We start from the raw sequence: 24,915 nt of genomic DNA on the forward strand, positions 1-24,915 counted from the left end.
GTCATCCGCAGCAGGGGGCATCGGCGGGGCGATCTGGTTTCGGCTCGCAGCAGACGCCCTGAGGCGTGGCCGCGTCGCAGCAGTCGGCATCCTCCGCTACGGGCATCGCCGGAGCGCAGCAGGTCGTTTCCGCCGCGTTCTCCGAAAGAGCGGAGAGGGCGGGGCTGTCGCCGTAAACGGCTGCCTCGCCGTTTGTGAAGAATGCTTCCCACACAACGCCATCGGGATCAGCGATCCAGCTCTTCTGAGACTTGGCGTAGCAGCAGGTGGTCGCGCCCTCTTCGACAAGGGCGCGATCCGCAGCTTTCAGCCTTCCATAGACCTCGGCCAGTTCGTCTCCGCTTTCGACCTGGATACCGAGATGCTCGATGCCCTTGGCGGCGTGCAGCCCCGAGGAGATCGCGAAGTTGACGCGGGGATCGTCGAGCATCCACTTCGCGTAGTCCGGCTTCACGACGGTCGGCTCGGCGCGGAATAGGGTCGAATAGAAGCCGATCGAGCGGTCGAGATCCTCGACGCCCACATGGACGTGCATGCGCTTCATGCGGATTTCCTTTCTTGGCTGGCGGGAGCAGCCTCGAGGCCGCAAATTGCATCGGCGCCGCATCCGGCCCCGGCGCAGCAGTTCTCCATGAGATACGCGACCAGTGTGTTCATCGATGCGTAGTTCGCCGAGTAGATGAGGGAGCGATGCCGACGCTCCTGATTTACGAGGCCGGCTCGATGAAGCTGAGCCAGGTGGAACGACAAGGATGAGTTTGGAACGCCGAGAGCTTCAGCGATTGCACCCGCCGGCATGCCGATCTCTCCCGCCTGGACGAGCAGGCGGAACAGGGCGAGCCGATGCTCCTGTGCTAGCGCTGCTAGGGCAGTGACCGCAGACGCTGAATCCATGCGGCACCTCGTTTCCACTTCCGTCGAATTGACAGAGGAGGCGAACTAGGTCAAGCTTGATTCGAGGTTTATGGAAATGACGTAGACTGCCGGCGTCAGTTCGTGATGGTCGCCGACAGCCTGAGCTGGACGTGTCAGAGACTGAGTCCGCGCTTTCGCCCGAAGCTCCAGTCGATCCCGCCCCCGGGCAAAGCGACGCCACCGACCTGTCGGCCGAGACGTTGCTCCAGTGACGGCGACCAAGGCACGAGCTGAAAGCCCAGCCCATCGTCCAGCATCGCAAAACGGCCGGAGGCGAGGTCGAGTCGCTGACGATAGACGCCGCCCACGCGTTCGCCCTCGGCTGCGGGGCGGTAAGGCAAGCCGGTCTCGGCCGCGACCTTTGAGGCGACCTGCTCGAGTTCTCGGCGGCGCAGCGTGTCGAGGAGGTCGCGTGCGAACAGGACCCGGCCGGATTGTCGCCGAGCCAACCCCTGGCTCACGAGGTGATCCGTCCTATGTTCCAGCGCATCCCGCACATCGGCAGCAAACCCGCCGGAGCCCAGCGGCTCCGGCTCGCGGGCAGTTAGCTGCCGGTCGAGCCAGGTCGCCCCAGTCGCGGTGATCTGCCGCTCGATCGGGAGGTCCGAACGGACGGCAAGTGCGATCCGATCGCGGCCGGAGGCGTCGGCAAACCGGCGCAGCTCGACCACCGAGCCGGTCGAGCCATCGGCGGCGGCGTCGAGCGTGGGGAGGCGCAGGTGGTGCGTGCTGCCGTCCACACCCTCGACGATCGCGTAACCCGAGCCCTTGAGCTCGTCATCCAGCCCGCGGGCGGCGAGCCGGCCCAGCACCGGCCCTGCGGTTTCGGCTTCGAGCACGAACAGGCTCGCATTCGCTTCCCGGCCGCGGCTTGCCATCGTCCGGTGCAGCCGCTTGATGATGTCGCCGCGCTCGCCCAGCGCACGGAGCTGCTGCTCAGCATCATCGGCGAGGACCCATCGGCCGCGGCCGTCGCCGGAGGCGAGGCCGAGCCGCTCCAGCTTCCGGAGCCGTCCGATCTTCTCCTCCCGGAGCGGATCAGGCCGCGCGAGGAGATCGCGCCGGAGGTCGAGCACCCCCTCCCGGGCCGCCGCCTCACGCACGAGCACCCGGTCCAGCTTCGTCCAACGCTCGGCCTCGACTTGGCGCGCGAGGTCGCGCCGCACTTCCAATTCGCTCCGCGGGCCGAGCTCCTGGGTCACGAGCGCGGCGGCGCGGTCGCGCATGCCGTGGCTGATATAGTCGCGGCTGATGACGAGGTCGCGGCCATCGTCGTCGTGCCCGCGGACCAGCACATGGACGTGCGGGTGCTCGGTGTTCCAGTGATCGACCGCCACCCAGTCGAGCTGGGTGCCGAGGTCAGACTCGGCCTGAGCCATCAGCTCGCGGGTGAAGTCCCGAAGATCGGCAAGCTCGTGCGCGTCATCGGGAGAGACGATGAAGCGAAAGTGATGTCGGTCGCCCTCGCACCGGCTGACGAAGGCACCGCCGTCTGCGGCGTTGTCCGCGCTGTCGAACAGCCGGCCGGGTTCACCGTCCTTGGTGACGCCGTCGCGCTGGAGGTAGCTGACATGGGCAGCAAGCGCTCCTGAGGGCATGGTGCGCCGCACCACCCGCGCCTTAATAACGGCACCGCGCGCGCTCGACATGAGCAAGCGATTGGCTCCGACGCTCGCCGAGCGGCCGCGACCCCAAGTCGAGCGCCGGCTGCCGCCGTTCGGTCTGAGTCCGCCGGCTTTGTGAGCGGCGCGGAGCGCCTGTTTCAGGAACGACGGCTTTCGAGGCGCCGGCGTCGAGCGGATGCGTCCCGGCCGGATCCGAAAGTCGTCGTCGCTGCTCATCGCGAATGCCACAAGGTGTAAAAAGCCAAGGAAATCCGCGCCGTTTGCGGAATCGGCAACTTACGCGTGCGCTCGGCAAGGTGCGCGGGAGCCCTGTATTTGCTCACCTTTCTCGCCCAACCGACCGGCCGCACCTTGCGGCTTGTATCCTGCCCTCCTCTATTGATTTCATAGGCAGACCCTCGCAACTCCGCCGAACCTATGGCGGAGTACGCTAGAGCCACCGTGGTCGCGAAACTTCTCATTGGGGGCGCGTGACGGCGAGAATGGAGTGCGTGGGTGACGAAGCGACCCAGCCTGGGCGCGGAGAAGTAGAGGCACTGGCGTCTACGGTAGCTGCGACCGCGCCGCTGCTTGATTGCATGTCAGCGGCATCAGGGCGTGCAGCCGCCTTGCTTTCGCCCATGCGCACGAAGAGCGCGGATTGCGTCCAACTCGTGGCCGTGGCTCGGGTGACGCCATGTAGATCAGCACGCGCAATCGCGGCGGCATTTGGCGCAGCCGAGCCGCCGACGAGCGGCGCAAGGCGCGCCATGTAGACGACAGTCTCGGCGGGCAGCGGGCGTCTGCGATAGACGTGATCTTCCCACCGGCCAGGTCCAGCATTGTAGGCGGCGAGAAAACCCGCCGAGCCGTAACGGTCGTGCATCTCGCGCAGGTATGCCGTGCCCGCCAAAATGCTGTCGCGCGGACTATAAGGGTTAGCACCGAGACCATAGCGGGCGCGAAGCTCGGCGAAGGTGCCGGGCATCACCTGCATCAGCCCCATTGCTCCGGCACGCGAGGTGGCGGACGGATTGCCGGCGCTCTCGACGCGCATGACAGCCCGGATCCATGCTTGCGGAATGCCGAAACGGCGTGATGCTTCTTCGATGTACGTGGCGTAGGGATCGGTAGCCGAGAATGCGCCCGGCACCGACGCCAAGCGCGAGCCGAGCGCTTGGCCAGCGGCGGGCGATGCGAAAGCGAGCGATGCCGCGATAGTGCATGCTACTGTCCCGTCGAAGAACGACGGACGGCGGAGCGGCCGCAGCGCGAAGCCTCGATCAGTGCCGACGCGGAGGCAGGTGTGGCGCACGTTCACTTCTCCTCGCGCGTCCAGACCGGCGTCGCCCGCCCTAGCACCGATCGCTGCGGCAGCGGCCCGAAATAGCGGCCGTCGAGCGAGGCCCATCGGTTGGCGTTGAGCAGGAAGAGCTCGTCTTTCGCGACGATGCGGCAGCCGCTCCATTGCGGCAGCGGCCGACCGACACGGTCGCGTTCGCGTGCCATTGCACGCGTGACATCGTTCACGCTGACGCGCGCGCCGCTGCGGCAGACCCGCGCGCCCGGCAGCGCTTCGACGCGCTTGAGGAGCGGTGCGTTGTGACCGATGTAGCCGCGCTGGACTAGCCAGCTCGCGAGCGGCTCAGGGGGCGCTATGGCGACAAGATCTCCGCGCCGTAGCTGTTCGGAAGAGGAGAGGGCGTAAAGCCCCGTCGGCACGCTCGCCGAGACGTTCCAGATGAGCCGCGTCGGCATCTGAGCGACGAGGCTGACCGCGACGGCAGCGCAGGTCATCGAGCCGGCGAAAAGCGCGCACTTGGACAGCGAAGAATGCTTGGTCATGGGGAGACTCGCTTTCTTAAGAGCCACGCGCGATGCCGCTCGGGCGCGTAGGCCCGTGGCTCGCGGCCGGTGGCGAGTTGGTTGTGGACGTGTCGCCAATGGTCAGGCGCGGCGTCGGCTGGATCGAGACCGAGCCGCTCGACCGCATCAATTGCCTCCAGCACTCGGGCGACCTTCGGCCAGCCGGACAAGCGCAGCAGGCTCTCACCTCCCGGCGTCACGAACGGGACAGTCGAGAAGGGCTCGCCCGGGCTAACAGCGCGCAAGATATCGATGCGGGATTCGGCTGTGCCGTGCTCGCCGGCGCGCCAGCGGACGAAGGCGAAAACCGCACCGGGCGGGAAGGACAGCTCGCGCGAGCGACGGTCGATGATCCGCTCGGCCGCGTGAAGACCGAAGCGGATCCACCGCTCGACGACGCCCTCGACATGCGTCAGTTCGACGTGAGTGAGTTCGGTCACGGCGCGGCCGATCAGCGCACGATCTTGCCGGCATAAGCCGGCGAGACGGCGCTGTGGCGCTTCGCCGGCAGCACCACGTTACCCGTATCGTCGCTCGTCGAGCTGCGGTCGCCACGCGCAACCCATGCCTGCAGGTCTTCAAGCCGGTAGACGACCCGGCCGCCGATCTTCGAATATTTGGGGCCGGTGCCGTAGGTCCGATGCTTTTCCAATGTGCGGCCAGACAGACCCAAGAAGCGAGCGGCTTCGGGCGTGCGCAGGTAGCGCGGCGGCAGTTGCGGCTGAGTGGTCACGGGATAGCGCCTCCGGATTGTCGCGGCGCCCGCGGAATGCGGACGGCTGGTCAGGAGGCACGTTGGCGAAGGGAAGGCGGCTAGCCCTATGGCGATGTCACGACCCCACGACATCGCCAGGCCGGACGATGCGGTGATTCAGCGTTTTCGCCGGTAAGGATAGAGGAGCAGGCGACGGTAGTCCCCGCGCATCAGCTTAACCCCAAGCCGCGCAAGCCGGATGGTTCGGTCACGTAGGTCGTGGCTGTTCCAGTCAGCATCGCCAGTCAGGGGCACCGGCCCAAAGAGAGCTTCGGCTATTTCTCGGTAGCTGGCGCCGGCAAGGCGTGCGTCGAGCCCCCGCAGGGCTAGTAAGAGCCGTCGGCGGCGCTGCCGTGTCAGGCGCTGCGGGTCGGGACCGGGTGGGCGACCGTTGAGAACGCGCCAGAGGCGCTGTGCGGAGGCGAGGCGAAGAGGAAAGAATGCGTCGAGCGGCAATATGACAGAGTCGCAGTGCCCATGTCCGATCGGCTCGACACGAATGCCGGCAGCGGGATCAACCCGCGCCGCGTCAAGTCTAGGTTCGGTTCCCGCGATGGCTGAAGGGACAGAAGCAACAGCCACGACGCTGGGCAAGCTTTGCGGCGTCCATTCGAAAGGGCCGGGCTACGGCCCGAAATCGCACCCCCCATCTAGCCGCGAATGCCTCCAACTCAGCAGAGGTGAGATGCCCGGCAGCGGCCAGCCGAGAGAGGCGCTCATGATCGAGCTGATAATCGGGATTGCGGCGGAGGAACTCACCGGCAAGCTCGGGCGTGTCGAGCGCCTTCAGCGGCTCGTAATCAGCCTCCCGTCGCCAATCTGGACCACGCATGATCGGCACCCTCATCAGCGAGCTCGGTCAAAGTGATCGAGCGTTTACCTTAGGATTCAACAGGATCGCGCCCGTTGCTAGTGGAGATGTCGGCAACAGTAATTGCCGCAAAGGCAAAGCTTAGCTTCGGCCCAAGATCAGTGTGGCGGCCCGCCGCGCAAGAGGTGGCGATATCCGCTTGTCGTCATCCACCTGGCGCGAGCCAAGTGCGACTCATAGGTGCGGCGGGCTCCATGCTCGTCACGACAAGGATCGAGGCGGAGAACATTTCGGGCGACCTCTTTCCAGTCCGCGCCTGCCTCTTCGGCATCGAGCAACCGGAGATAAGTTATCGCGTGCGCCTCATCGTACCCTGTCAGCACCGGTGAAGTCGGAGCTGTTTCAGCAACGGTCGGAGCCGGAGCAACACGACTCATGCAGACGGCCTCCCTGTTACGGCCGACACTCGGTCCAAAATGGTGTTAATGGCGCGCAGAACTGCCGCAGCCGCAGCCGAAGCGCAAGAACGAAGGTCTCGAGCCGCGCTGAAACGATGCTGCGCTGGGGCGGTGCGGCACATGCTTTGGGTGACTCCTCGATGGCGCTGTAGAGAATACTCCGTGGTGGAATACTCGACAAGCGTGGCCCATCGTGGCCATGGACATAAGAGAGGTTCTGGCGAGCAACCTGAAGCGCTACCGCAAGGCTGCGGGCCTGAGCCAGGAGGAACTGGCCCACCGCGCCGACATCGATCGAACCTACATCAGCTCGCTCGAGCGCTGCCAATATGCAGCTGGGATCGATGTTGTCGATCAGCTGGCGCGTGAGTTGGGAGTTGAAGCGGCGGACCTGCTGAAACGGCCTATTTAGCCGCGGCGGTTCAAGCCGGTGCTTGTCGAACGAAGCTGCCTCCGCAGATCAATCTCTGACAATCCCGCTGAACAGGCGAGCGCCCCGCCCGGAGGTTCCGGGCGGGGCGTCGGTTTGGCTCAATCGCCGCGGCGGCCGTTGGGACGCGACCAGATGAGGCTGTGGCTCTTGCCGTCCTCGTCCTCGAAAAGGTTCGCGTAGATGGGGGAGGTGAAGCTGGGCTCGTCGAGCTTCAGCCCGAGATAGTCGCGGCCCTCGTTCGAGCGCTTCTCCCAGGCGGCCCCGATTTCCGCGCGGCCGACGAAAACCCGATGGGAGGGAGCGTTCTCGTTGGCTCGGTTGCCTTCGGGGACGATGCGGACGTTCTTGGCTTGGACGGAGAGGGTGACGATCTCGCCGGTGAACTCGTTGCCGGACTTTTTGAAGGTGCCGATGGTCGCCATTTCAGTCTTCCTTTCGCTGTTTCGAGCTCCGCGCCCATCGCGGTCTCGATGGCGATCGTCAGGCCGGGGGCGATCGACGCCGCAGCCGTAGGCCCGCAGCGTAGCGAAGGACGGCAGGACAGGGCTTTCTTGCCTCGCGAGGAATGGCGGCTTCGCCGCCAGGGGAAGAAAGTTGTGGCCTGCCGTTGCGGCTTAGGCGATCGAGGCTCTGCCGACCCCGGTTAGATCAAGCCAAGAGAGGCCGTGCTGGGCCGGAGCGGACAGCGCCTGAGGAAGGACCTGGCGCACCGCCCGCGCTTTCACCAGAAGCCCGAGCTTCGATGCGCAGAAAGACAGGCTGCGAAGTACAAACAGGCGGGTGCCGATCTTCCAATGACCGCCGCGAGGGGCACCGTCCCCTTTAGTATGACGAGCCGGCGAGAGACTCAGGGCGCGCCGGGAGCTCGAGACTGGGTGCGGAATCGTCGGGAGCGCTCGATCCACGCGGCTCCTGATTCGAAGTCATCGATCGACAAATGAGGGCAGGGCGGTCGCAGGCATTTGTGGCGCACCCACCTGTGGCGACTCCAACCGATGTCGGACCAGTCGCCGCCCGGACCTTCCGGGCGGGTTGGTCTACGCGCGGGCTGAGGACGAGCCGAGGCCGGTGCCGCCAGCGAGGCGAGAGGCGGCCGTTGCGCCCACAAGCGCGGATCCCAAGAGCGCGACAAGCTGCCGCCACACCGCACTGTCGATGCTCGTGCCGGCGATGCCGAGGCCAGCATGATAGCCTGCGAATGCGGCCGGAGTTGCGAACGCGAGGGCCAGCAGAAGGCGGGCGCGCCGGGAGCGGGCGATTGCGAAAAGGCGCTGGGAGGCTCCCAGCGTCACGGCCGCGGCGGCAAGGCCGACAAGGACCGCGCCGACGATGCCGGCGCCCGTCTGATAAGCGAACAAGCCGGCGGAGAAGCCGACGAAGGCTGGCACCGCATATACGGTCAGATTGAAGACGGCCCAGCACATGAAAGCGAAGAAGCCGAAGAGGGTGACGATCGCCATAGCGTCCTCCAGTGATGATCGGACGCGCTTCCACCTCCACCGCAGCGCATCCGGTGCATAGCACAGGCCGGCCGGCGGCTGAATCCGAAATGGATCCGCGCCGCCGCGAGAAGTGGTGAGCGTTCAGAGCCCGAACGGGTCATAATCGGTGATGATCTGCTCGGGATCGCCGTCGTATTCCGAGGCCGGCAGGACGCCGTAACCTTCGGCGGTCTGGAACAGAATGACTGCGACCATCAGGGTGGTGGCGAGGTTCCAGGCGAAGGATTGCGCGGTGTTGAGCGGCATTGTCTTGGCTCCTGTTCGGGAGCGGGGACCATCCCCGCTCGACAGGCGCCCGAAGTGTCCGGCGCGGGGCCGCAATCACCGCGTGAGACGGAGCCTTCAGCGGCCGCAAGCTCTGCTTAGCGGACCCCTTGCGGGTTGATGGCGTCAGGCCCGGTGCTGGGACCAAGGACCGTGCCTAGAGAGCAGGGAGGTGACGGCTCCTCGGGGCCATGAAATTGAAGCAGAGCAACTGGGTATGAGATTGGCAGTGCAAGCCGGATAAAACGCGCGCGCGATGTGCTTCGGCTGGCGGCGCATTGGGAAGCGAAGGCCGGCTTTTTCGCACGCAGGACCAGGAATCAGCCCCTGAGTGGGAACCGTCCTGACTCGAGGTATTGCTCCGCGCTTGTCGGCTGTAGGCGTACAGCGGACCCGGAAGAGGCGAGAGCCTCCGTTTATGTACGTCCCTCACCAGGGGTTGGGGGCGGCGGGAAACCGGGCGGCGATCCGTTCCGGCCGTTGCACCATTGTTGCCGATCTCCTGTGAAGCGTCGCCGCCCCTCCGGATGGGGTGATGGCCGACTGTTCAGTGAGGCACCTCAGCTAGGCGTGTTGGCCGGGCTCGATCGCGGCGGATAGTGGGGAGTGCTTGCATATCCCTTTGAGCAGTCCCTGCGGCCGCTTTTTACTAATTCCGGCGGCCGCCCTCAGCCCGTGGCGAGGGTTGGCTAGGCGTTCCCCAAGGGGAGCTCCGAGACGAAGCGGCTGGGAGCCTCTCTCTCGACCCCAGCCTCGTCACGCCGACAGCCCGCCCTCCTCTCCCTCTTAGCGCGTGTGGGTGGCACAGCTTTTGAGGCAGGAGGCCGGCCGAGAAGGCGAAAACTTAGGGCGGTCATGTTCTCCGGCTGAACCGAACTCTGTCGCGGTCCGGCATCAAGGAAGCCTCGTAGCCAGCGCCGCGCCACGCGTGACACTGAACGTGTCGGGAATCCGGCTCCGTTTCATTGGCCCACCATTGCGGGAGTGACGCGCTCTTTGGCAGCATGGCGCCGATCACGCGTTCAATGTCCGAGAAGCTCAAGACCAATTCAGCATTGCCCTTTCGACGCAAGTAGGCACGAAGCGGATCGTACTTGGCCATGCCGGCGACTCCTGAACGCCAGTGGATAATGAAGGGCAGATTGCGAGAAGGACGCCCGCTCCGGCAAGCACTTCGTTCCGCTGCGCGAAGGGAGAGAGGATGGCGCTCACGCGCCACCCTGCTTCCGGAAGTCGAACAGCGGGATGCCGAGCTTCTTCGCCTTGTCGGCGAGGTTGTCCTGGATGCCGGTGCCGGGGAACACGATCACCCCGATCGGAAGGATCTCGAGGAGCTGATCGTTACGCTTGAACGGAGCCGCCTTGGCGTGCCGGTTCCAGTCGGGCCTGAAGGTGATTTGCGTCACCTTGCGATTGTCGGCCCAGCAGGCGGCGATGCGCTCGGCGCCTCTTGGGGATCCGCCGTGAAGGAGCACCATGTCCTGGTGCTTCGCGTGCACACGGTCGAGCGCGGTCCAGATCGCCCGGTGATCGTTGAAGTCGGATCCTCCAGTGAACGCCACCTTGGCTCCGGCGGGCAGCATCACCTCGGTCTCTGCCCGCTTGCGGGCGGCGAGGAAGTCGCGGCTGTCGATCATTGCCGCGGTTAGCGTCTTGCGGCTCACCATCGAGCCCGAGCGTGGCCTCCAGGCTGAGCGGGCTTGCCGTTCGTAGAGTTCGGCGGCGGTGTCGCGCATCAGCTCGAAGGCGTCGCGTCGCTCCAGAAGCGTCTTGCCCTCGGCAATCGCCGTTTCGAGCTCGACCGAGCGTATCTCCGAGCCGTCCTGCTCGCGCTGCAGCCGCTTCTGCGCCTGCTCATTATCGTCGAGCTCGCGTTCGATCCGCTCGGCGGCTCGGTGGAACAGATTCACTTGGCCCCAGAGCAGGTCTTCGAGATCGGGTTCCAGACGCGTGTCCTGGAGCATGAAGCTGAGCGCGTCGAAGATGTCCGCGAGCGCGCCGGTGACTTGGTGATCCTCCGGCAGAGGCCTCGGATCGGGCTGGTCCTGGAAGGGGCGATAGCCGTAGAGCTGGAGCTCGTGGATGATGGCGGCGGTTGGGGATTGGCCTTCGGTTTCGTCGTCGTTCGTCATGGCGGGTCGCCTCCGGTTCGAGCCGCGCCTCTCGCGGCCTTCCTGGGCGACGAAGAGCGGGGGCGGACGGGGCCGGCACCGCGGCGCTGAGCGCCGCGGCCGGAGCGTTAGCGGAGGACGGCGGCGGGCGGCTATTTTGCTTCGCGCTGCAAAGCCGACGAAAGGAGGCGGCGGAAAAAAGCTGCCCAAAGCCGTTGCCGGCCCGGCCCGGCTCCGGTCCGATCGCCCCTCTCGGAAGGCCGAAGGCGCGGCTCTCTCGCCGGACCCGACCTGCCACGGCGGTGCTCACGCGAACCTGCCGGTCCCGTCTCAGTTTCGGCCTCACGCCGCCAGCGGCATAAAGCGGCATACGTCCTCCGGGGCGAGTTGCACCCGAACTCCCGCTGCGAGAGCATTGCGCCCGAGCTTGCGGAGATCCTCGTTGAGGTCGCCGAGCACAGCGTCGAGCGTCAGCGCCTCGATTCCGGCCTCTTTCGCTTTCTGGGCCAGCGCCTCCACCGCGGTATGGCCAGCGGGATCACCATCGCGAGCAAGGTAGAGCCGGCGAAGCGTCGGTGGCAGTTCCAGGGCGGCAAGGTGATTGGCTGAGAGTGCGGCTATCGCCGGTAAGCGGGGCATGACCTGCCGGAGCGACAGCATCGTCTCGATGCCTTCACCGGCCGCGAGCACGTCATCGGCGATGCCGAACCGGACGCCGTGCCCAAGCAGGTGACCCATTGCTCGCCGCGATGTCGAGACTGGAGCTTTGTCGGTGCCGGAGCAGTCGAGCCAAGTACGGTGGACGCCGGTGAGCGTGCCCTGGTCGTCACGAACGGAAGCAATCAGTGCTGGCCATGCGTCGCGCGCCCGGTCAAGTGGATCATCAGGATCGCCGCGATACCAGCAGCGCGGGTGGAAGCGGAGCGAACCGCAGTTCTTGAGGTCGGTGATGCCTCGGCTCCTGAGATAGGTCTCAGCGAGCGTGCCGGGGATCGGCTGCGAGATAGCCCAGAGCCGTCGTGCCGCCTCGGGCGACCCCTGCGGCGCCGGCTCCATCGGCTTGTGCGGCGATGGCTCGGGCCGAGGCATTCGAAGGAAGGCGCGGGCCTCATCGAGAGTGTCGCTGAGGCTGTCGAGCTTGCGGTTGGCGGCGATGAGGTCGAGGAGATCGCCATGTTCGCCGGTGGCAGCGTCAGTCCATCTGCCCGCCGCGCCCTTGCCGGACTCGGGGCCGGTCAGCCGGACGAACAAGGACCGACCCGGCGTGTTCTCGACATCGCCAACGAGCCAGTAGCGCCCCTCGCGGCGGCCGTTGAAGAGATAGTAACGGCATACCGCTTCGGCCTCACGCGCGAGGCGGTGCGCCAAATCTGAGGCTTGAGTCATAAGCGTGCTCCGAACAAAGAGGGCCCGCCGTTGCGCCGGCGGGCCCTCAGCAGAGACCAGGGGGCTGAGCCTCTACTCGGCCGCGAGAGCTTCGGGGGCTTGCTCCGCGGCCTCTTCATCCTCGGCGATCGGCTCAGCTTCCGCCATGGCCGTTTCGCCGCCGTCTCCCGCCGTTCCTTCGACGGCGGGTTCGGAAGCCTCCGCCGCAGTTTCGAGCGGCGGCTGGTTCGGCTCGGGCGAGCCCGAACTGGACGCGATCGGCCGCCCCGGCGTGCGGAGCGGCTCGGGGACCCAACCGCTGCCCGAGAGCAGGATCTCCGCCTCGGTGGCCATCTCGCCCTTCTTCAGGTGTTCGATGCGGTCCGCCGACCGCTGACCCTTCGCCTCGCTGACGGCCTGGAGGATACGGGCCTTCGTCACTCGGCCGAGGTAGCCGTCCACCGTGGGGGTCCACCCCGCAGCCGCCATGTCGAGATCGACCGCCTGGGCAAGCCGGTCCGCGTGCGCGATGGCGCGCGGGCGCCGATTGTAGGGGTCGATTACCGCGTTGACGGTGCGCGCGACGCAGTGCGCGAACAGCGCCTGACGGCTTTCGCTGTCGAAGCCGACGAGCGCATCCCACAGCTCCTCCGGCTCCTTCGGCAAGGCGGCCGCGAACGCCTGGTGCCGGCCATCGAGGAGGCGAGCCGAGGGCGTGTCGGCAAGCCCCGGCGCTTGCGACGACAGGTAGGCGCTCTTCGGCTCCAGCTCCAGGCAGGTGTCGAGCGGGTAGTGGTAGAAGGTACGAAGCGCGACCGCGTGCAGCGCCGCCAGGAACGCCACCTCCGGGTTCTCGCCGAGCGCGAAGCGCAGCGCCACCGTCCGATGCGCGGTCAGTTCCGCCACCAGCCGATCGGACAAGGGCTTCAGGCCCTCGTCCTCCTCCCGCTCGGGCACAGGCTCCATGTCATCTTCACCAGCCGCGGAGTCGCCGTAGTTCGCGGCGGCCGCGATGACTTGCGCCTCGTCGCTGTTGTCGGAGTCATCCACATCCGGTTCGATGGGCAACTCGTCCTCGGGCCGCACGAAACCGCGCTCGATGCGAAGCCCGCCGTCGGAGTCGATACTGACGAACGCGCCGGCGCGGGCGACCTCCTCGGGCTCGAAGCGCACCGGACGATCGTCGAACGCCTCCAAAGCGGTCTCGATCTCGCCCAGCCGAGCGTCGATCTCCTCGGGAAGCTCGGGAGCGTCGGCATATTCCTCCTCGAGCTTGTCGAGCTCGGCTTGGAGCGCCGCGCGCGCGGCTTCCTCTTCCTCCGTGAGCGGGACCTGGTCGCCACGGAGCTGGCGCAGCCCGAACGTATGCCCGTAGGGGAACGAGGTCGCGACATCGATCCACTTCCAGCCCTCAGCCTGCACGGCCATAGCCGCTTCACGCAGCTTCTCGGTGACCATGAGGTCAAGCAAGGCCATGTCCTGCAGGCAGCCGCCGTCGTCGGACTGGAACAGGTCACGCATGACGGCGCCGCCTGCTTCCACATAAGCATCCACGCCGACGAACTGCGCCCGCTTGTCCGAGGCGCGGACGGCATTCTCCGTTAGCATCCTCCGGATGACGTAGGGCTGCTTGTCGTAGGACTGGCTCAGGCGCTCGAACACCTGCTCCTGGCGCTCGTGATCGTCCGAAACGGTGAACGCTATTAGCTGATCGAGCGTCATGCCGTCCTCGGCGTAGACGTCGAGCAGTCGCGGGCTCACGGAGGCGAGCTTCAGCCGCTGCTTCACGACCGATACCGGCACGAAGAAGGCGGCAGCGATCTCCTCCTCGGACTCGCCCTTCTCGCGCAGCGCCTGAAAGGCGCGGAACTGGTCGAGGGGGTGGAGCGGCGCGCGCTGGACGTTCTCGGCCAGCGAGTCCTCCTCCGGAATTCCCGCATTACGCACTACGCAGGGCACGGGCGCGGTCTTGGCGAGCCGCTTCTGCTTCACCAGCAGTTCCAGCGCCCGGAACCGGCGACCGCCGGCCGGGATCTCGAACATGCCGGTCTCGGCGCCGTCCTCACCGGTGATCGCTCGGACGCTGAGGCCCTGCAGGAGACCGCGCCGGGCGATGTCCTCGGCGAGCTCCTCGATCGAGACGCCGGCCTTCACGCGCCGGACGTTCGCCTGGGACAGGACGAGCTTGTTGAAGGGAATGTCGCGCGACGGCGCGAGGATGATCTTCTGCTTAGCCGTTGTGGCCATGGTCTTCACTCCATGACGGGCGGCCGGGAGCCTCTCTCTCGACCTCCAACCCGTCACGAAGCGCAGCGCCGCCCTCTCACTCTGGAAGGGCGACGCCGCGAATCTTGGAGGCGGAGGGGCGCAGTGCCGGCTCTACGGGTCCTGAAAAGGCTCGCCTTCGAGGATGAGTGGCGGCACAGTCGCGTCGGCTGCGTCGAAGTGCGCGAGGATTGCCTCGACCGATCCGAGATGTTCGACCGTGCTGCGGTCGATGTAGATCCGGTCGTCCTCATCCGCCGTGAACGAGTGCGGTGCGCCTGTCCCGGCGAACACGACGCGTTCGGCCGTCCACTCACCGGGATAGCCCCCAGCCCAGCGGGCGAACGCTATTCCATTCGCCACGCACCAGTTCTCGAGTCGATCGAACCGGCCCCACGGCACTTCATGCGCGTAGAGCCGGAGCGGCTCGCCGGGAATTCGGTGCGCCGGCTCGAAAGGTTCGCCGTCCCACTCGATCGAGAGGCCTTCGGCGGCAACGAGCTCCGCCAGTTCAGCGAAGAGGGTGGGACTGATTATCCCGCCGAGGGTGATGGACGCAGATACGCGGTCTGCCATGTCGTCCTCCTTGCATCTGAAGTGGCGTCACGCCGCCCGATCGAGCAGCTTCTTGGCGCGGCCTTCGAGATCGAGCCGCGCATCCTGGTGCGTCTTGTCGCGCGCGAACGCGGTGATGCCCTGGACGAAGTCGAAGACGCTCTCGGGCTTGCGGCCCTCCTCGGCGAGCACCGTCTCGATGATCTTGGCGGTCTCGGCCTTGCCGAACCCGCGCTTGCGCAGGAAGTCGGCCCGTTCTTCGTCGGTGCGCGCGACGATCTGCGCGCGCGCCGCCTTGATCCCGTTCACGAACGGCATCGAAGAGGAGTCGGCGAAGCGGGTCAGCGCCGGCGCAGCCTCGTGCGCGAAGCGGGAGGCGGCATATTTCGAGTGTCGGATACTGATCTCCTCGAAATCCTCGACGCCCCACAGATTGCGGTTCTGACAGACGGCGCGGAGATAGAAGCTTGCCATGCCGAGCGTCTTGGCGCCCACCTCCGAGTTCCAGCAGTAGAAGCCGCGGAAGTAGAGGTCCGGTGAACCGTTGGGGAGCCGTCCGGCCTCGATCGGGTTCAGGTCGTCAACCAGGAACAGGAACACGTCGCGATCGCTCGCGTAGAGTGTGGTCGTATCCTTGGTGACGTCTACCCGCGGATTGTAGATGCCGGTTGACCAGTCGAGCACGCCAGGCACTTTCCAGCGTGTATCGCCGATGCCGTTGCCGGCGATGCGCTGCACGGCCGCGACCAGCTCGTGATCGTAGATGCGGCCATAGTCGGGGCCTGTGACGGCGCGAAGTTCGATCCGGCCCTCGTCCGTCTCGAGAGTCTTGACCTGCTCGGCCCTGTGCGAGGTGAGGCCGTACTGCAGGTTGATCCCGGCCAGAGCGGCCGGAAGCTGACGCAGGTAAGCGGCAGGCGCGCCGACCAAGCCGGCAAGCTGGCCGAAGCTCCAATGCGTTGGCGCGATCGGCTCGCCCGAGCCGGGCAGCACGAGCGCCAGCGCCTCCGCATTGTCGCGGCTTGCCTCGACCCGCACCGCAGCGCTCTCAACCGTGCGGGTCCGGCTGCGCTCCGCGCGGCGCTTCACCGACTCGAACAGCTCCGACAGGGACAGGTAACGCTCGTCGGCCGGCCGGGAGAACCACTCCGATGACACCCGCCCAATCCGCTGCCCGCGACTGACATCCACGTTGTAGCCGCCGCTGGGATCACGGCGGGCGTCCAGAACCTCCAAATTGGTCATAGCTCGTCTCCGCGACGGGCGGCCGGGAGCCTCTCTCTCGACCCTCAACCCGTCACGGCGACAGCCGCCAGCCTCTCACTCTCGCAGGGCGTTGCGGGGCGCGGCTTCGCAGAAGGGGTTCGCTGACACGCAGGCTCGAATAGGGGGAAGGCTTTCCCCTCCGAGGGGATTATTGTTCGTTTTGTGAACCACGACCAACAAGGGTTGCAGCGAAGCGCCCCCGCTCCAATATAGAAACGAACGAAGAACATTGGGGGCCTAAATGCCGGTTCCGAACGCCCGCTTTTTCGAGTTGCTGCAGGACATCGAGCCGAGCTCGACGACGAAGACGAACGCGTCCGGCGGCCATACCGGAATTCGCAATCACTTGCGAACGCAGGCCAAGTTCAAGGACCGCTATGTGAGGAGCTTCCTCTCGGGAAGCTATGCGCGCGACACTTCGATCCGGCCGCGGACATCGGTAAGCGGGCAGGAAAGGCCTGACGTCGACATCATCGTCGTGACCAACTACACGACAAGTGACCATCCCGACACGGTCCTGAAGGAGGTCTGCCGCGCCTTGGAGGACGGAGGCGAGGGGTACGACGTCGAGCGCATCAACAAGCGCTCCGTGAGGGTGGAAAACTGGCAAGCGGATATGGATATCGTGCCGGTCATCGAGACCTGGAACGGCTATCAGATCGCTGACCGAGACTCCGGCACCTGGAAGTTCACCAACCCGCCCGTGCATACGGACTGGAGCTCCCAGCAGAACGAGCGGTTCGGGTGCCGTTTCAAGCCCCTGGTGAAGCTATTCAAGTGGTGGCGCCGGATCAATCCAAGCGGTAGGCGCCCGAAGGGCTTCATACTCGAGGTGCTGGTCGGCCTGCACGGGCCTACGGCCGAGACGCATTACGGCGAAGCTTTCGCTCAGCTCCTGGCCAACATCCATTCGGCGTACGGCTATCTCGCCTCGATCAACCAAAAGCCGTTCATTGCTGATCCGGCTGTTCCGTCGAACGACATCCTTGCGAAGGTGACCGTCGCGCAATGGAAGGACTTCATCGAGAAGGTTCGTGTCTACGCCGACATTGCGCGGCGGGCTCAGGACGCCGAGGACATGGAGGAGGCGACGCGCCAGTGGCGGCGCGTGTTCGGCGATCGGTTCAAGCCGACGGCGAACGTAGCGAAGGCGGCCACCTATGGCGGCTTCGCCGCAGCAGCTGCGCCAGCGGGGGGATACACCTTTCCGGACGCGATGGCGGCGCCGCCCAACAAGCCGCGCGGCTTCGCTTGAAGTTCTGGTGGCTGACCGACACCGTTCGGCTGGGATCTGAGCAGGCAGCGGTCGAGACGCTGGCCCAAGCCGAAGGTTGGTTTCAGCTCGACCGTTGGCGGTTTCACGAGGGAAAGCTCTGCGCGGAGGGCGTGATTTCGGCCCACGGACAGGCCTACCCGGTTCGCCTCGTCTACCCTGACCAGTTTCCGGATGTTCCGGCCTGGGTCGAGCCACAAGACGAGACGCGCTGGACGACACATCAGTACGGAGCCGGCACCCTTTGCCTTGAGCTCCGGCCGGATAATTGGGTCGTCACGGCGACGGGCGCCGATGTGCTCCGCAGCGCCCACAATCTCCTGATCATCGAAAACCCGCTCGGCGAGGGCAGTGAACGCGCTCCGTCCGCTCACCATATCGGCGAGCTTCAGGCTTATGGTTGGGGCGCAAACCCGGTTCTGATCGGCGCCGGCTGCCGGGACCGGATCCGACGCGGGGAAGCCGCTGACCTGAGAGCGCTTCGTTGGATGGCGGCCGACGATGTTTGGCCGATCCTAGTCCATGACGCCGAGGATCGCTCAGGCCCGCTACGCCCGCCCGGTCCTGATCTGAACAGCTGGCGGTTCGAAGTGACCGTATTCGTGTCGTCCCGCACCGGGCCGACGGGATCAGCCGATCGGGCAGCTCTCGTCGAAGCCGGCGGCTTCGCTCCCGAGGTCGCCGGAGCGGTTGAAGCCTCTTCCGCCGGCTTGTTATTGTTCGCGGGCGAGGACGAGCTGGTTGCCTCTCACCTCCTAGCGGACGGCGCCGCGCACCGTCGCAGCGTATTCGTGCTGCCTGAGCAATCAGGTGCGCGATCCGGGCGAGCTCCTGAAGCGGAAGCAAAACGGGTGGCCATCGTCGGCGCCGGGTCCGTTGGATCCAAAATCGCCGAAAGCCTCGTGCGCTCGGGAGTGTCGCGCTTCAACCTTGTCGACGGCGACGTGCTGCTGCCGGGAAATCTGGAGCGGCACGTTCTGGAGTGGCGGGACGTGGGCTTTCGCAAGGTGCATGGCCTGAAGCGCCGGCTGCTCGGCATCGCGCCTGGAGCCGAGGTGGAGGTGGTGGACGTCAACCTCAATTGGCAGCGCTCCGCCCGCACGCACGCGTGGCAGATCGCGTCGGTGGCCGGCTGCGATGTGATCGTGGACGCGACCGGGGATCCCGCGACGGCCCTGTTCCTCGGCGCCGTGGCCGATGCGAACCACCGAGCGTTCATCTCCGTCGAGGTGTTCGAGGGCGGGATCGGAGGATTGATCGCGGCCTGCCTTCCCGGGCGCGACCCACCGTTTACTCTCGGCCGTGCGGCGTTCCTGGGCTGGTGTGATGAGCAGGGCGTCAAGCCGCCGGAGCCCGGGCCCCGTCGCTACGAGGCCTTGGCCGAGGATGGGTCGCCGCTGGTGGCCGACGATGCGGCCGTGACGATGACTGCGGGGCACGCGGCCCGGGTCGTCCTCGACATTCTGGACGGGAACCCGCCGCCAATCAGCTCGGCGTGGCTGTTGTTGGGGTACCGGCAAGGGTGGCTCTTCGATGGTCACGGACACACGATCAGGCTGAGCGTCGGAGAGCGGGCGGCGGCAGGCCCCACTCCGGAGGATCCCGAGGCGAAGGCGTTCGTGATGGATCTCGTCAAAGAGTATCTCGGTGCTGGTAAGGCTGGCAGCTGATCAGACGCCGAAGCTGGTCGCCGCGCTGAAGCGCGCCGGAAAGCGAGAGATTGGCGGGCAGCTCTTTGGCGAGCAGCTTGCGCCCTCGCATTTTCTCGTGACCGAGCTCGCCGTTCAGGCACGGCCCGGAACCGTCGCGCGCTTTGTCGTTGATCTCGTGCAGGCTGCCCGCGAGGCGGTCCGGTTCTTTGACCGGACGGAGCATCGCTACACGCAGTATAACTACATTGGGGAGTGGCACAGCCACCCCAGCTTCGCGGTCCATCCGAGTGGGCCGGACATTGGAACGATGCGGTCGCTGGTGAGGGACCCTGAGTTCAAGGGTCTGTTCGCCGTCTTGGTCATCGTTCGACTGGACGGGGACGCCCTCAGCGGAGGCGCTTGGCTGTTTGATCCCCAAGGGGCAGAGCGCGGCATTAAGTTGGAGATCGATGTTGAGCGCTGATCCGAAGCCGCCTGCCTTGACGGATGCCAAAGGCATGGGCGGCGTGATCGCCCAGGACGGCTTCAATTACCAGCTTTGGGACGGGCTGGTCCGATTGCCTCGCTGGCTCGCCAACCCTGCGTTTGAGGAGCTGATCTTCGAGGGCTTGGAGGACCTGGAGGCGCGGTTCTTCGCGCCTCAGTCGCCGCGAGGCCGGTTGTTGGAGCGTTTCCAAGCTAAGGGCGGCGACTTGGCCCCGGCTGGCGTGCGCGAGGTCCTCGAGTCCTTTCAAAACTTCGAGGCGGCCTATCCTCGGGCGGCGCGGGTGCAGACGCTTGTCACGCCGCGGCTGCCGCCCACGGTGAGCTGGCTCGGGCGGGACCCCGCGCGCGTCCGGCGCGCACGGCCGTTCTACGCGCCTTTCGCCGACGTTGCAGCCGCAAGCGACGCCACTTTGAGAGCTCGTCTGGTTGACACCTATGGCGAGCCGCTCGGACCCTTCGTGTCGGAGTCGGTCGAGATCAGCGAGCGCAATCTCCCGGACCGCGACAGCGCCGTCCAGGCTTTCGGGCTTGAACTTGAGCGGGCATTTCCGGCACTGGAGGTCAGCCCGCGACGGTCGAGGGACGCCTTCGAGGGGCTCAGCGCGCTTGCCGGCCGCAGCGTCGGAACGCCGATTTCTCGGGCGGAACTCCGGCGGACGGCGGAAGGGGGGCTCGGCCAACCGCTGCCTCTTCCGGCAAGCTTCCCCTTGCACATCCGCTCCGACCGCAATGAGGCCGACGAGACGGCGCTCGAAATCGATGCGAGCTTGTTCTCCGGAGGGGCGGCATCGTTCCCAGCGTCAGAGCGATGGGCCGAAGACCTGATTGGGCCGCTTGATCGGACTGCTCGCTGGTTGCGCGCGGGCGGGGTTTCGCGGGTGGCTCTCGGAGGCTCATACCGCCTGTCCACCGCCATGGTGGTTGGCTGGTCGCTGCGGGCCGCCAGCGGGTACGAGCTCGAAATCCCGACCCGCGACGGACCCTGGCTGACTGATGATCGGCCGGGGTCCGAAGACTCGGCTCTCCCCTGGCGCATCACCGAGCCCGCCGCGCTCGACGGCGACTATCTCGTGGTCAGCATCGGCGTACTCCGCGACCCGGCCGCCGATCTGCTCGAAACCGCAGGGGTGGCCGCCGATTGCGTGTTGAGCGCCTATCTGCCGGAGCCGGTCGTGTCGGGTCGCGCGGCTCAGGCGAGCGCATCCGCCGTCAAGCGGGCGGTCGACGCGGTAGTCGCCCGGCTGCGGCCGAAGGAAATCAGGCTGTTCATGGCCGGACCCGCTGCATTCGCGGTGGCGCTAGGCCATCGATGGAACGCCATGCCGCCGACACAGCTGCACGAGTTCCTAAGCGGTGAGCGGCGGTACGTTCCCACGGCACGGCTCGAACCCGTCAGAGCCGGCGAATTAGGCTCTTGATCCAGCTCATCGCGGTCTCGATGGCCCAGGCCGTCTGATGATCCGTGAGCGTGGGCGGAGGTTGGCTTCCCGCGCCATGCCCGTGCGGATTGCGGACATGGACGAAGAAGGCCCTCAGCATCTCGCCTTCCCATGTCTCCATGAACCGGCCGTTCTTCTGGCTGACCAGGTTGTCGATGTAGTTGGCCGCACCACGCTCCCTGCCGGTCGTCCACCGCTGATCGTCGCTGATTATCTTGATCGTGCTCTCCAGCGCCTTGGCGGCATGGAAGGCCGCGTCCGCCCGCGCGCCGTCCGCGCGATCGATCGCTTCCTTCAGCTCGCGATCGACATTGGCCCACTTGGGATCGCGCAGGATCGTCCAGCAGGGTTCGGCGGTGCGCTCATCGGTGAGTTCATCCTGAGCGAACTGGATCAGCCCATTATGGTAATGCAGGCCCATTGCGGCCTGACGGAAGCGGTTGTTGAGCTCACGAACCGCCTCCGCCACTGCAGCTTCGTTCTCGTTGGACTCGGGAGCGGGACTTGGCGACCGGGAGAGCAGGGGCACTCCTCCGGATTGAGCCGAAGCCGACGGGCGCTTCGACACACGATCCTGGATCCCCCGGAACAGGAGCTCGATAAGACTGAGGCGCGCCTTCAGGAACGTGTCGGCGGTGCCGTGCCGGTCCTTCCAGAGATCGTAGGTCTCGGTCAGGAACTCGCCGCAGACTGCGTCATAGGTCGGCGCGTCGAATAGACGACCTTGGCCGAGCTCGCGAGCGAGCGCGTCGTGGACCGCTTTGAAGAAGCCTTGGTCGAGCCTCATCGCTGGAGCGACATCGGTGAAGACGATGTGCGCGACCTGGATGAACAAGCGTTGCATTGCGGGCGTCGGTCGATCGCCCCAGTAGATCTGGTTCGGATAGCGGCGGAGGAACAGGTCGTGGATCATGCCGGCGGCTGCCCTCCGGTTGCCTCCGAGGCTTCGCCTATTGCTTCTTCGCTACGATGAACGCCCGTCCGGATGCTAAGATAGGCCAGGATCATCGTCCCGACCAAGGTGGACGCTCGCAGGAAGGCATCGACTACCTCGAAATAGGCCTCTTCGGGCCGCGGAGGATCCTCGCCGCTAATGGTGAATGTGGCGATCCTCGAGGTGTCGTCGGTCTTGGCGATCGACGTATAGAAGTGACGCCCGGACAAGTGCACGAAGTCTGAAGCCCGTTCGTAGACTGGGCTGATCCAGGGGTGTTCCTCGGCAAGCCTGGCGCGGAGGTGAGCGTCGGCCAGCTTGATGCCGTCGCGGTCACGAAGCGTGTTGAAGCGTGCGCCATCGAGAACCGAGCGGCACGCAGCGCCCATGTCCTCCACCAGGAAGAGGGCGTTGATGCGCATTGCCGTGTCGATCTGCAATCGCAGGATCGCGGCCGCGCATGGGAAGTTTCGCGCCTCAATCAGCTGCTTGAAGCCGCGCGCCTGGGCGAGCGTGCGCCGGGTGGCGCCCACGACGAAGAAGTCAGCATGACTAAGATCGCCAACCGACCCGAGCAGCGGCGCGGCTTTCCGCACGAGCTCCGCCTCGAACGCGTCGAGCCGCGCAAGGCGAGTGGCCAGATCGGCTGCGCCCGAAACGGGGCCGCCGCCTTCGCTAACACCGTGGGTCACGTCAGCAACTTCGCCACGGACAGATACGGTTCGGCCTCAAGGTTGAGAGCCGAGATCTTGGCCTTGAGCAGTTCTCTAAGGTCGACGCGCTGATCGAGGACGGACCGCAGATCAAAGCCTTCCATGAGCAAGATCGCCTTAGCTGGGTTCTGCTTCAGGAGCGGCACGACGTTCTCCGACCAGCCCTCGATAGAGAGAAACAGGCCCATGGTCTGCCGTCCCGAGCGCGCGACTTGGCCGGCGAGCCCGTCGAGCTGACGAATGTCCGCCAGGCGTGCTCGCCATCTGCACTCGACGAGATAGTGCCAGCCGTCGAGCTCGAACGCTGCGTCGATTTGTTCTGCGCCGCCGTTACGGCGAAATGCGCGAAGCACCGGGATGCCATGCAGGTCGAAGGTTCGGTTCAGAAGATCTTCGAGCAGATAGCCGCGCTGTTGGTGGTCAGGAGACGAGGCGGCTTGGTCGAATTGGGCCAGGAGAAGCGCGCTTTGACGTGCTAGGGTCTCACGTTGCTCCCGCCGATGTTGCCGAGCGGCGGCCTCGCTACGAGCGTCCGCCTCCGCCCGCTCGCGGGCGTCCGCCTCCGCGAGAACGCCGCGCACTTCCCGCGCTTTCTGAACGACCGCGCGGGCCTGGTATTCGTTCTGGGCGAGGTGGAAGGCAGACCAGTCGGCCGCGATGCCGACGATGTTTCGGATGACCGCGTGGTCCGCGCCAGTGGCCGCCAGCTCCTCCAGCATAAGCGCGCCGGCGTCCCGCTTGGAGCGCTTCTCCCCCGTCGCGGGATCGCGCTCGGTCAGGAACCGTCGGATCAGATCTTCCGGCACGCCAGCGCGCCTGAGCACCTGATCAGCGGCGGTCTTCTTGATGTAGACGAGGGTGGCGATCGCTTCGAGCGCGAGACGCCGCGCATCTGCGTCGGCGCCGGTGGACTCGGGTGGGGAATGGAGGCTCAAGTCGGGCCTCCCGATCGAAGGGTGTGCAGCTCGGTCAAGAAGAGTGTGCCCGCTTCGGTCGCCTCGGCCGCGGCTTCCTCAGACACATCGATTCCGTGAGCGGCCCGATGAAGTGTGCGCAAGGCAGCGTGAAAGCGTCGGGTGCTTGGCGGCGCCAAGCCAAGGCTGGCCAATTCGCGGAGGCTCGCGCTCATGGTGAGCGGCCTTTCCGCCGTCATCTGATCATCAAGTATCGAACGCAGTTCGCGTTCGATGTCGATCCGGAGTCTGACGAGCGACATCAGCGGGAACTCTCTAGAGAACTCCGCCAAGGTCGGCAGCTCCGCCTGGAGTGGCTCAGGGAGAGCCGTCGACAGCCGGTATTCGGCAATGCCCATAGGCTTGGCCGAGTCTCGCAGGGCGTATTCGACGATGACCTCGTTCTTGCCCTTGCACAGGATGATCCCGATGCTTGGCGCGTCGTTCTCGTGGCGGAGCTGTTCGTCAACCGCCGACAGGTAGAAGTTCATCTTGCCCGCGAACTCGGGCTTGAAGTCCTCGATCTTGAGTTCGACGATCACAAAGCAGCGCAGACGGAGGTGATAGAAGAGGAGGTCGAGATAGTAGTCCTGGCCGGCGACCTCGAGGTGGTACTGGCTTCCGACGAACGCGAACCCTTTGCCAAGCTCAAGGATCAGCGCACGCAGATGCTCCAAAAGGCCACGCTCGAGCTCGCGCTCCGAGATATCCGGGCCGAAGGAGAGGAAATCGAAGCTGTAGGGGTCCTTAATGAGGGCTTGCGCGAGGTCCGACTGCGGCGCCGGGAGAGTGCGGGCGAAGTTCGTCAGCGCCTTGCCTTGGCGGCCGTAGAGCCCGCTCTCGATCTGGTGCGCCAAGACATTGCGACTCCAGCCGTGTTCGACTGCCTGCCGGGCGTACCAGAGGCGCTCGTCGGTGCTCTTGACCGCCTCGATCAGCTTGATGTTGTGACCCCAGGGCAATCGTGCAGCAACCTGTTGCACAATTTCCTGATCGGGGAAGGCCTCGGCGAAAGCCCTCATATATTTCAGGTTCCGGGGTGAGAGCCCGGTCATCTCCGGAAAGTCGCGCCGGAGGTCCGAAGCGAGGCGATCGACGATACGCGCGCCCCATCCCTCGGCGTTCTGGCGCGCGAGAATGTCTCGGCCGATGCTCCAGTAGAGGAGGATGAGCTCTTGATTGACGGCGACGGCGGCCTTCAACCGAGCCGTTCGGATCCGTTCCTTGAGCTCGGCCAGCAGAGAGGCGTAGCCGTCGCCGTCCGGGAGGGAAACGGGCGCGGTCATCCGCCGAGCC

At 65.9% G+C, this 24,915-nt stretch carries 28 protein-coding genes; 5 read left to right on the forward strand and 23 right to left on the reverse strand.

Annotated elements, in window-relative coordinates; all coding sequences use genetic code 11:
* Position 1: 1 nt before the first annotated feature.
* The 10 genes from RQX22_RS15750 to RQX22_RS15790 form a co-directional block, all read right to left on the reverse strand.
* Positions 2 to 544: an ArsI/CadI family heavy metal resistance metalloenzyme gene (locus RQX22_RS15750; protein ID WP_315727573.1), complete on the reverse strand. Its 543-nt coding sequence runs from the start codon at positions 542 to 544 to the stop codon at positions 2 to 4.
* Complete coding sequence (locus tag RQX22_RS15755) at positions 541 to 894, reverse strand: ArsR/SmtB family transcription factor (protein ID WP_315727847.1); 354 nt, start codon at positions 892 to 894, stop codon at positions 541 to 543. Before RQX22_RS15755 ends, RQX22_RS15750 begins: the two co-directional genes overlap by 4 nt.
* A 134-nt stretch (positions 895 to 1,028) precedes the next feature.
* On the reverse strand, positions 1,029 to 2,756 hold the full coding sequence (locus RQX22_RS15760; protein ID WP_315727575.1) for a relaxase/mobilization nuclease domain-containing protein: 1,728 nt from the start codon (positions 2,754 to 2,756) through the stop codon (positions 1,029 to 1,031).
* A gap of 241 nt (positions 2,757 to 2,997) precedes the next feature.
* A complete protein-coding gene (locus RQX22_RS15765; protein ID WP_410001654.1) occupies positions 2,998 to 3,840 on the reverse strand; it encodes a lytic transglycosylase domain-containing protein in 843 nt (280 codons plus the stop codon).
* Positions 3,837 to 4,364, reverse strand: coding sequence for a conjugative transfer signal peptidase TraF (traF, locus tag RQX22_RS15770; RefSeq protein WP_315727577.1), 528 nt, complete (start codon positions 4,362 to 4,364; stop codon positions 3,837 to 3,839). The genes RQX22_RS15765 and traF overlap by 4 nt, the downstream gene beginning before the upstream one ends.
* Positions 4,361 to 4,840: a DUF2840 domain-containing protein gene (locus RQX22_RS15775; protein ID WP_315727851.1), complete on the reverse strand. Its 480-nt coding sequence runs from the start codon at positions 4,838 to 4,840 to the stop codon at positions 4,361 to 4,363. Before RQX22_RS15775 ends, traF begins: the two co-directional genes overlap by 4 nt.
* Positions 4,837 to 5,118 (reverse strand): helix-turn-helix transcriptional regulator, encoded by a 282-nt coding sequence (locus RQX22_RS15780; protein ID WP_315727579.1) that lies wholly within the window; start codon positions 5,116 to 5,118, stop codon positions 4,837 to 4,839. Before RQX22_RS15780 ends, RQX22_RS15775 begins: the two co-directional genes overlap by 4 nt.
* 138 nt (positions 5,119 to 5,256) lie before the next feature.
* Positions 5,257 to 5,721: a DUF2285 domain-containing protein gene (locus tag RQX22_RS19365; RefSeq protein WP_410001655.1), complete on the reverse strand. Its 465-nt coding sequence runs from the start codon at positions 5,719 to 5,721 to the stop codon at positions 5,257 to 5,259.
* Positions 5,675 to 5,971 carry a transcriptional regulator domain-containing protein gene (locus RQX22_RS15785; RefSeq protein ID WP_315727580.1) on the reverse strand — a complete coding sequence of 99 codons (297 nt, stop codon included), beginning with the start codon at positions 5,969 to 5,971 and terminating at the stop codon, positions 5,675 to 5,677. Before RQX22_RS15785 ends, RQX22_RS19365 begins: the two co-directional genes overlap by 47 nt.
* 137 nt (positions 5,972 to 6,108) lie before the next feature.
* The gene (locus RQX22_RS15790; RefSeq protein WP_315727582.1) at positions 6,109 to 6,387 is read right to left on the reverse strand and encodes a DNA -binding domain-containing protein; all 279 of its coding nucleotides are present in this window, start codon (positions 6,385 to 6,387) and stop codon (positions 6,109 to 6,111) included.
* Positions 6,388 to 6,607: 220 nt separating this feature from the next.
* Here RQX22_RS15790 and RQX22_RS15795 point away from each other — a divergent pair, with 220 nt between their 5' ends.
* On the forward strand, positions 6,608 to 6,820 hold the full coding sequence (locus tag RQX22_RS15795) for a helix-turn-helix domain-containing protein (RefSeq protein WP_315727853.1): 213 nt from the start codon (positions 6,608 to 6,610) through the stop codon (positions 6,818 to 6,820).
* Between the two features lie 119 nt (positions 6,821 to 6,939).
* On the opposite strand, the gene RQX22_RS15800 is transcribed toward RQX22_RS15795, so the two are convergent.
* The 9 genes from RQX22_RS15800 to RQX22_RS15840 all read right to left on the reverse strand — a co-directional run bounded on the left by RQX22_RS15800 (position 6,940) and on the right by RQX22_RS15840 (position 16,148).
* Entirely contained in the window at positions 6,940 to 7,263 is a 324-nt protein-coding gene (locus tag RQX22_RS15800; RefSeq protein WP_315727584.1) for a DUF736 domain-containing protein, read from the reverse strand.
* A gap of 615 nt (positions 7,264 to 7,878) precedes the next feature.
* Positions 7,879 to 8,301, reverse strand: coding sequence for a hypothetical protein (locus RQX22_RS15805; RefSeq protein ID WP_315727586.1), 423 nt, complete (start codon positions 8,299 to 8,301; stop codon positions 7,879 to 7,881).
* A gap of 123 nt (positions 8,302 to 8,424) precedes the next feature.
* Positions 8,425 to 8,589: a hypothetical protein gene (locus tag RQX22_RS15810; protein ID WP_315727588.1), complete on the reverse strand. Its 165-nt coding sequence runs from the start codon at positions 8,587 to 8,589 to the stop codon at positions 8,425 to 8,427.
* A gap of 871 nt (positions 8,590 to 9,460) precedes the next feature.
* A complete protein-coding gene (locus RQX22_RS15815) occupies positions 9,461 to 9,709 on the reverse strand; it encodes a DUF7662 domain-containing protein (protein WP_315727590.1) in 249 nt (82 codons plus the stop codon).
* A 106-nt stretch (positions 9,710 to 9,815) separates the two neighbouring features.
* Complete coding sequence (locus RQX22_RS15820; protein WP_315727592.1) at positions 9,816 to 10,739, reverse strand: DUF2493 domain-containing protein; 924 nt, start codon at positions 10,737 to 10,739, stop codon at positions 9,816 to 9,818.
* Between the two features lie 321 nt (positions 10,740 to 11,060).
* On the reverse strand, positions 11,061 to 12,104 hold the full coding sequence (locus RQX22_RS15825; protein WP_315727594.1) for a DUF7146 domain-containing protein: 1,044 nt from the start codon (positions 12,102 to 12,104) through the stop codon (positions 11,061 to 11,063).
* Positions 12,105 to 12,176: 72 nt separating this feature from the next.
* Positions 12,177 to 14,330, reverse strand: a complete 2,154-nt coding sequence (locus RQX22_RS15830; protein ID WP_315727596.1) for a ParB/RepB/Spo0J family partition protein — start codon at positions 14,328 to 14,330, stop codon at positions 12,177 to 12,179.
* Positions 14,331 to 14,462: 132 nt separating this feature from the next.
* On the reverse strand, positions 14,463 to 14,924 hold the full coding sequence (locus tag RQX22_RS15835) for a hypothetical protein (protein WP_315727598.1): 462 nt from the start codon (positions 14,922 to 14,924) through the stop codon (positions 14,463 to 14,465).
* Between the two features lie 27 nt (positions 14,925 to 14,951).
* Positions 14,952 to 16,148: a DUF932 domain-containing protein gene (locus RQX22_RS15840; protein ID WP_315727600.1), complete on the reverse strand. Its 1,197-nt coding sequence runs from the start codon at positions 16,146 to 16,148 to the stop codon at positions 14,952 to 14,954.
* A gap of 262 nt (positions 16,149 to 16,410) precedes the next feature.
* Between RQX22_RS15840 and RQX22_RS15845 the strand changes: the two genes are divergently transcribed.
* From RQX22_RS15845 to RQX22_RS15860, 4 genes are read left to right on the forward strand one after another with little or no spacing between them, the layout of a single operon-like run.
* Positions 16,411 to 17,424 (forward strand): SMODS domain-containing nucleotidyltransferase, encoded by a 1,014-nt coding sequence (locus RQX22_RS15845; protein WP_315727602.1) that lies wholly within the window; start codon positions 16,411 to 16,413, stop codon positions 17,422 to 17,424.
* Positions 17,421 to 19,112 carry a ThiF family adenylyltransferase gene (locus RQX22_RS15850; protein ID WP_315727604.1) on the forward strand — a complete coding sequence of 564 codons (1,692 nt, stop codon included), beginning with the start codon at positions 17,421 to 17,423 and terminating at the stop codon, positions 19,110 to 19,112. Before RQX22_RS15845 ends, RQX22_RS15850 begins: the two co-directional genes overlap by 4 nt.
* Positions 19,090 to 19,557 carry a Mov34/MPN/PAD-1 family protein gene (locus RQX22_RS15855; RefSeq protein WP_315727606.1) on the forward strand — a complete coding sequence of 156 codons (468 nt, stop codon included), beginning with the start codon at positions 19,090 to 19,092 and terminating at the stop codon, positions 19,555 to 19,557. Before RQX22_RS15850 ends, RQX22_RS15855 begins: the two co-directional genes overlap by 23 nt.
* Entirely contained in the window at positions 19,544 to 20,998 is a 1,455-nt protein-coding gene (locus RQX22_RS15860) for an SAVED domain-containing protein (protein WP_315727608.1), read from the forward strand. Before RQX22_RS15855 ends, RQX22_RS15860 begins: the two co-directional genes overlap by 14 nt.
* Here the strand turns inward: RQX22_RS15860 and RQX22_RS15865 are convergent.
* From RQX22_RS15865 to RQX22_RS15880, 4 genes are read right to left on the reverse strand one after another with little or no spacing between them, the layout of a single operon-like run.
* A complete protein-coding gene (locus RQX22_RS15865; protein ID WP_315727609.1) occupies positions 20,973 to 21,932 on the reverse strand; it encodes an AbiJ-NTD4 domain-containing protein in 960 nt (319 codons plus the stop codon). The two genes, RQX22_RS15860 and RQX22_RS15865, sit on opposite strands and share 26 nt — an antisense overlap.
* On the reverse strand, positions 21,929 to 22,645 hold the full coding sequence (locus RQX22_RS15870; protein WP_315727610.1) for a hypothetical protein: 717 nt from the start codon (positions 22,643 to 22,645) through the stop codon (positions 21,929 to 21,931). Before RQX22_RS15870 ends, RQX22_RS15865 begins: the two co-directional genes overlap by 4 nt.
* Positions 22,642 to 23,601, reverse strand: coding sequence for a hypothetical protein (locus tag RQX22_RS15875; RefSeq protein ID WP_315727612.1), 960 nt, complete (start codon positions 23,599 to 23,601; stop codon positions 22,642 to 22,644). The genes RQX22_RS15870 and RQX22_RS15875 overlap by 4 nt, the downstream gene beginning before the upstream one ends.
* Positions 23,598 to 24,905, reverse strand: coding sequence for a PDDEXK nuclease domain-containing protein (locus RQX22_RS15880; protein WP_315727614.1), 1,308 nt, complete (start codon positions 24,903 to 24,905; stop codon positions 23,598 to 23,600). Before RQX22_RS15880 ends, RQX22_RS15875 begins: the two co-directional genes overlap by 4 nt.
* Between the last annotated feature and the right edge of the window lie 10 nt (positions 24,906 to 24,915).

Source organism: Sphingosinicella rhizophila (genome assembly GCF_032378825.1).
Taxonomy (GTDB): domain Bacteria; phylum Pseudomonadota; class Alphaproteobacteria; order Sphingomonadales; family Sphingomonadaceae; genus Allosphingosinicella; species Allosphingosinicella rhizophila.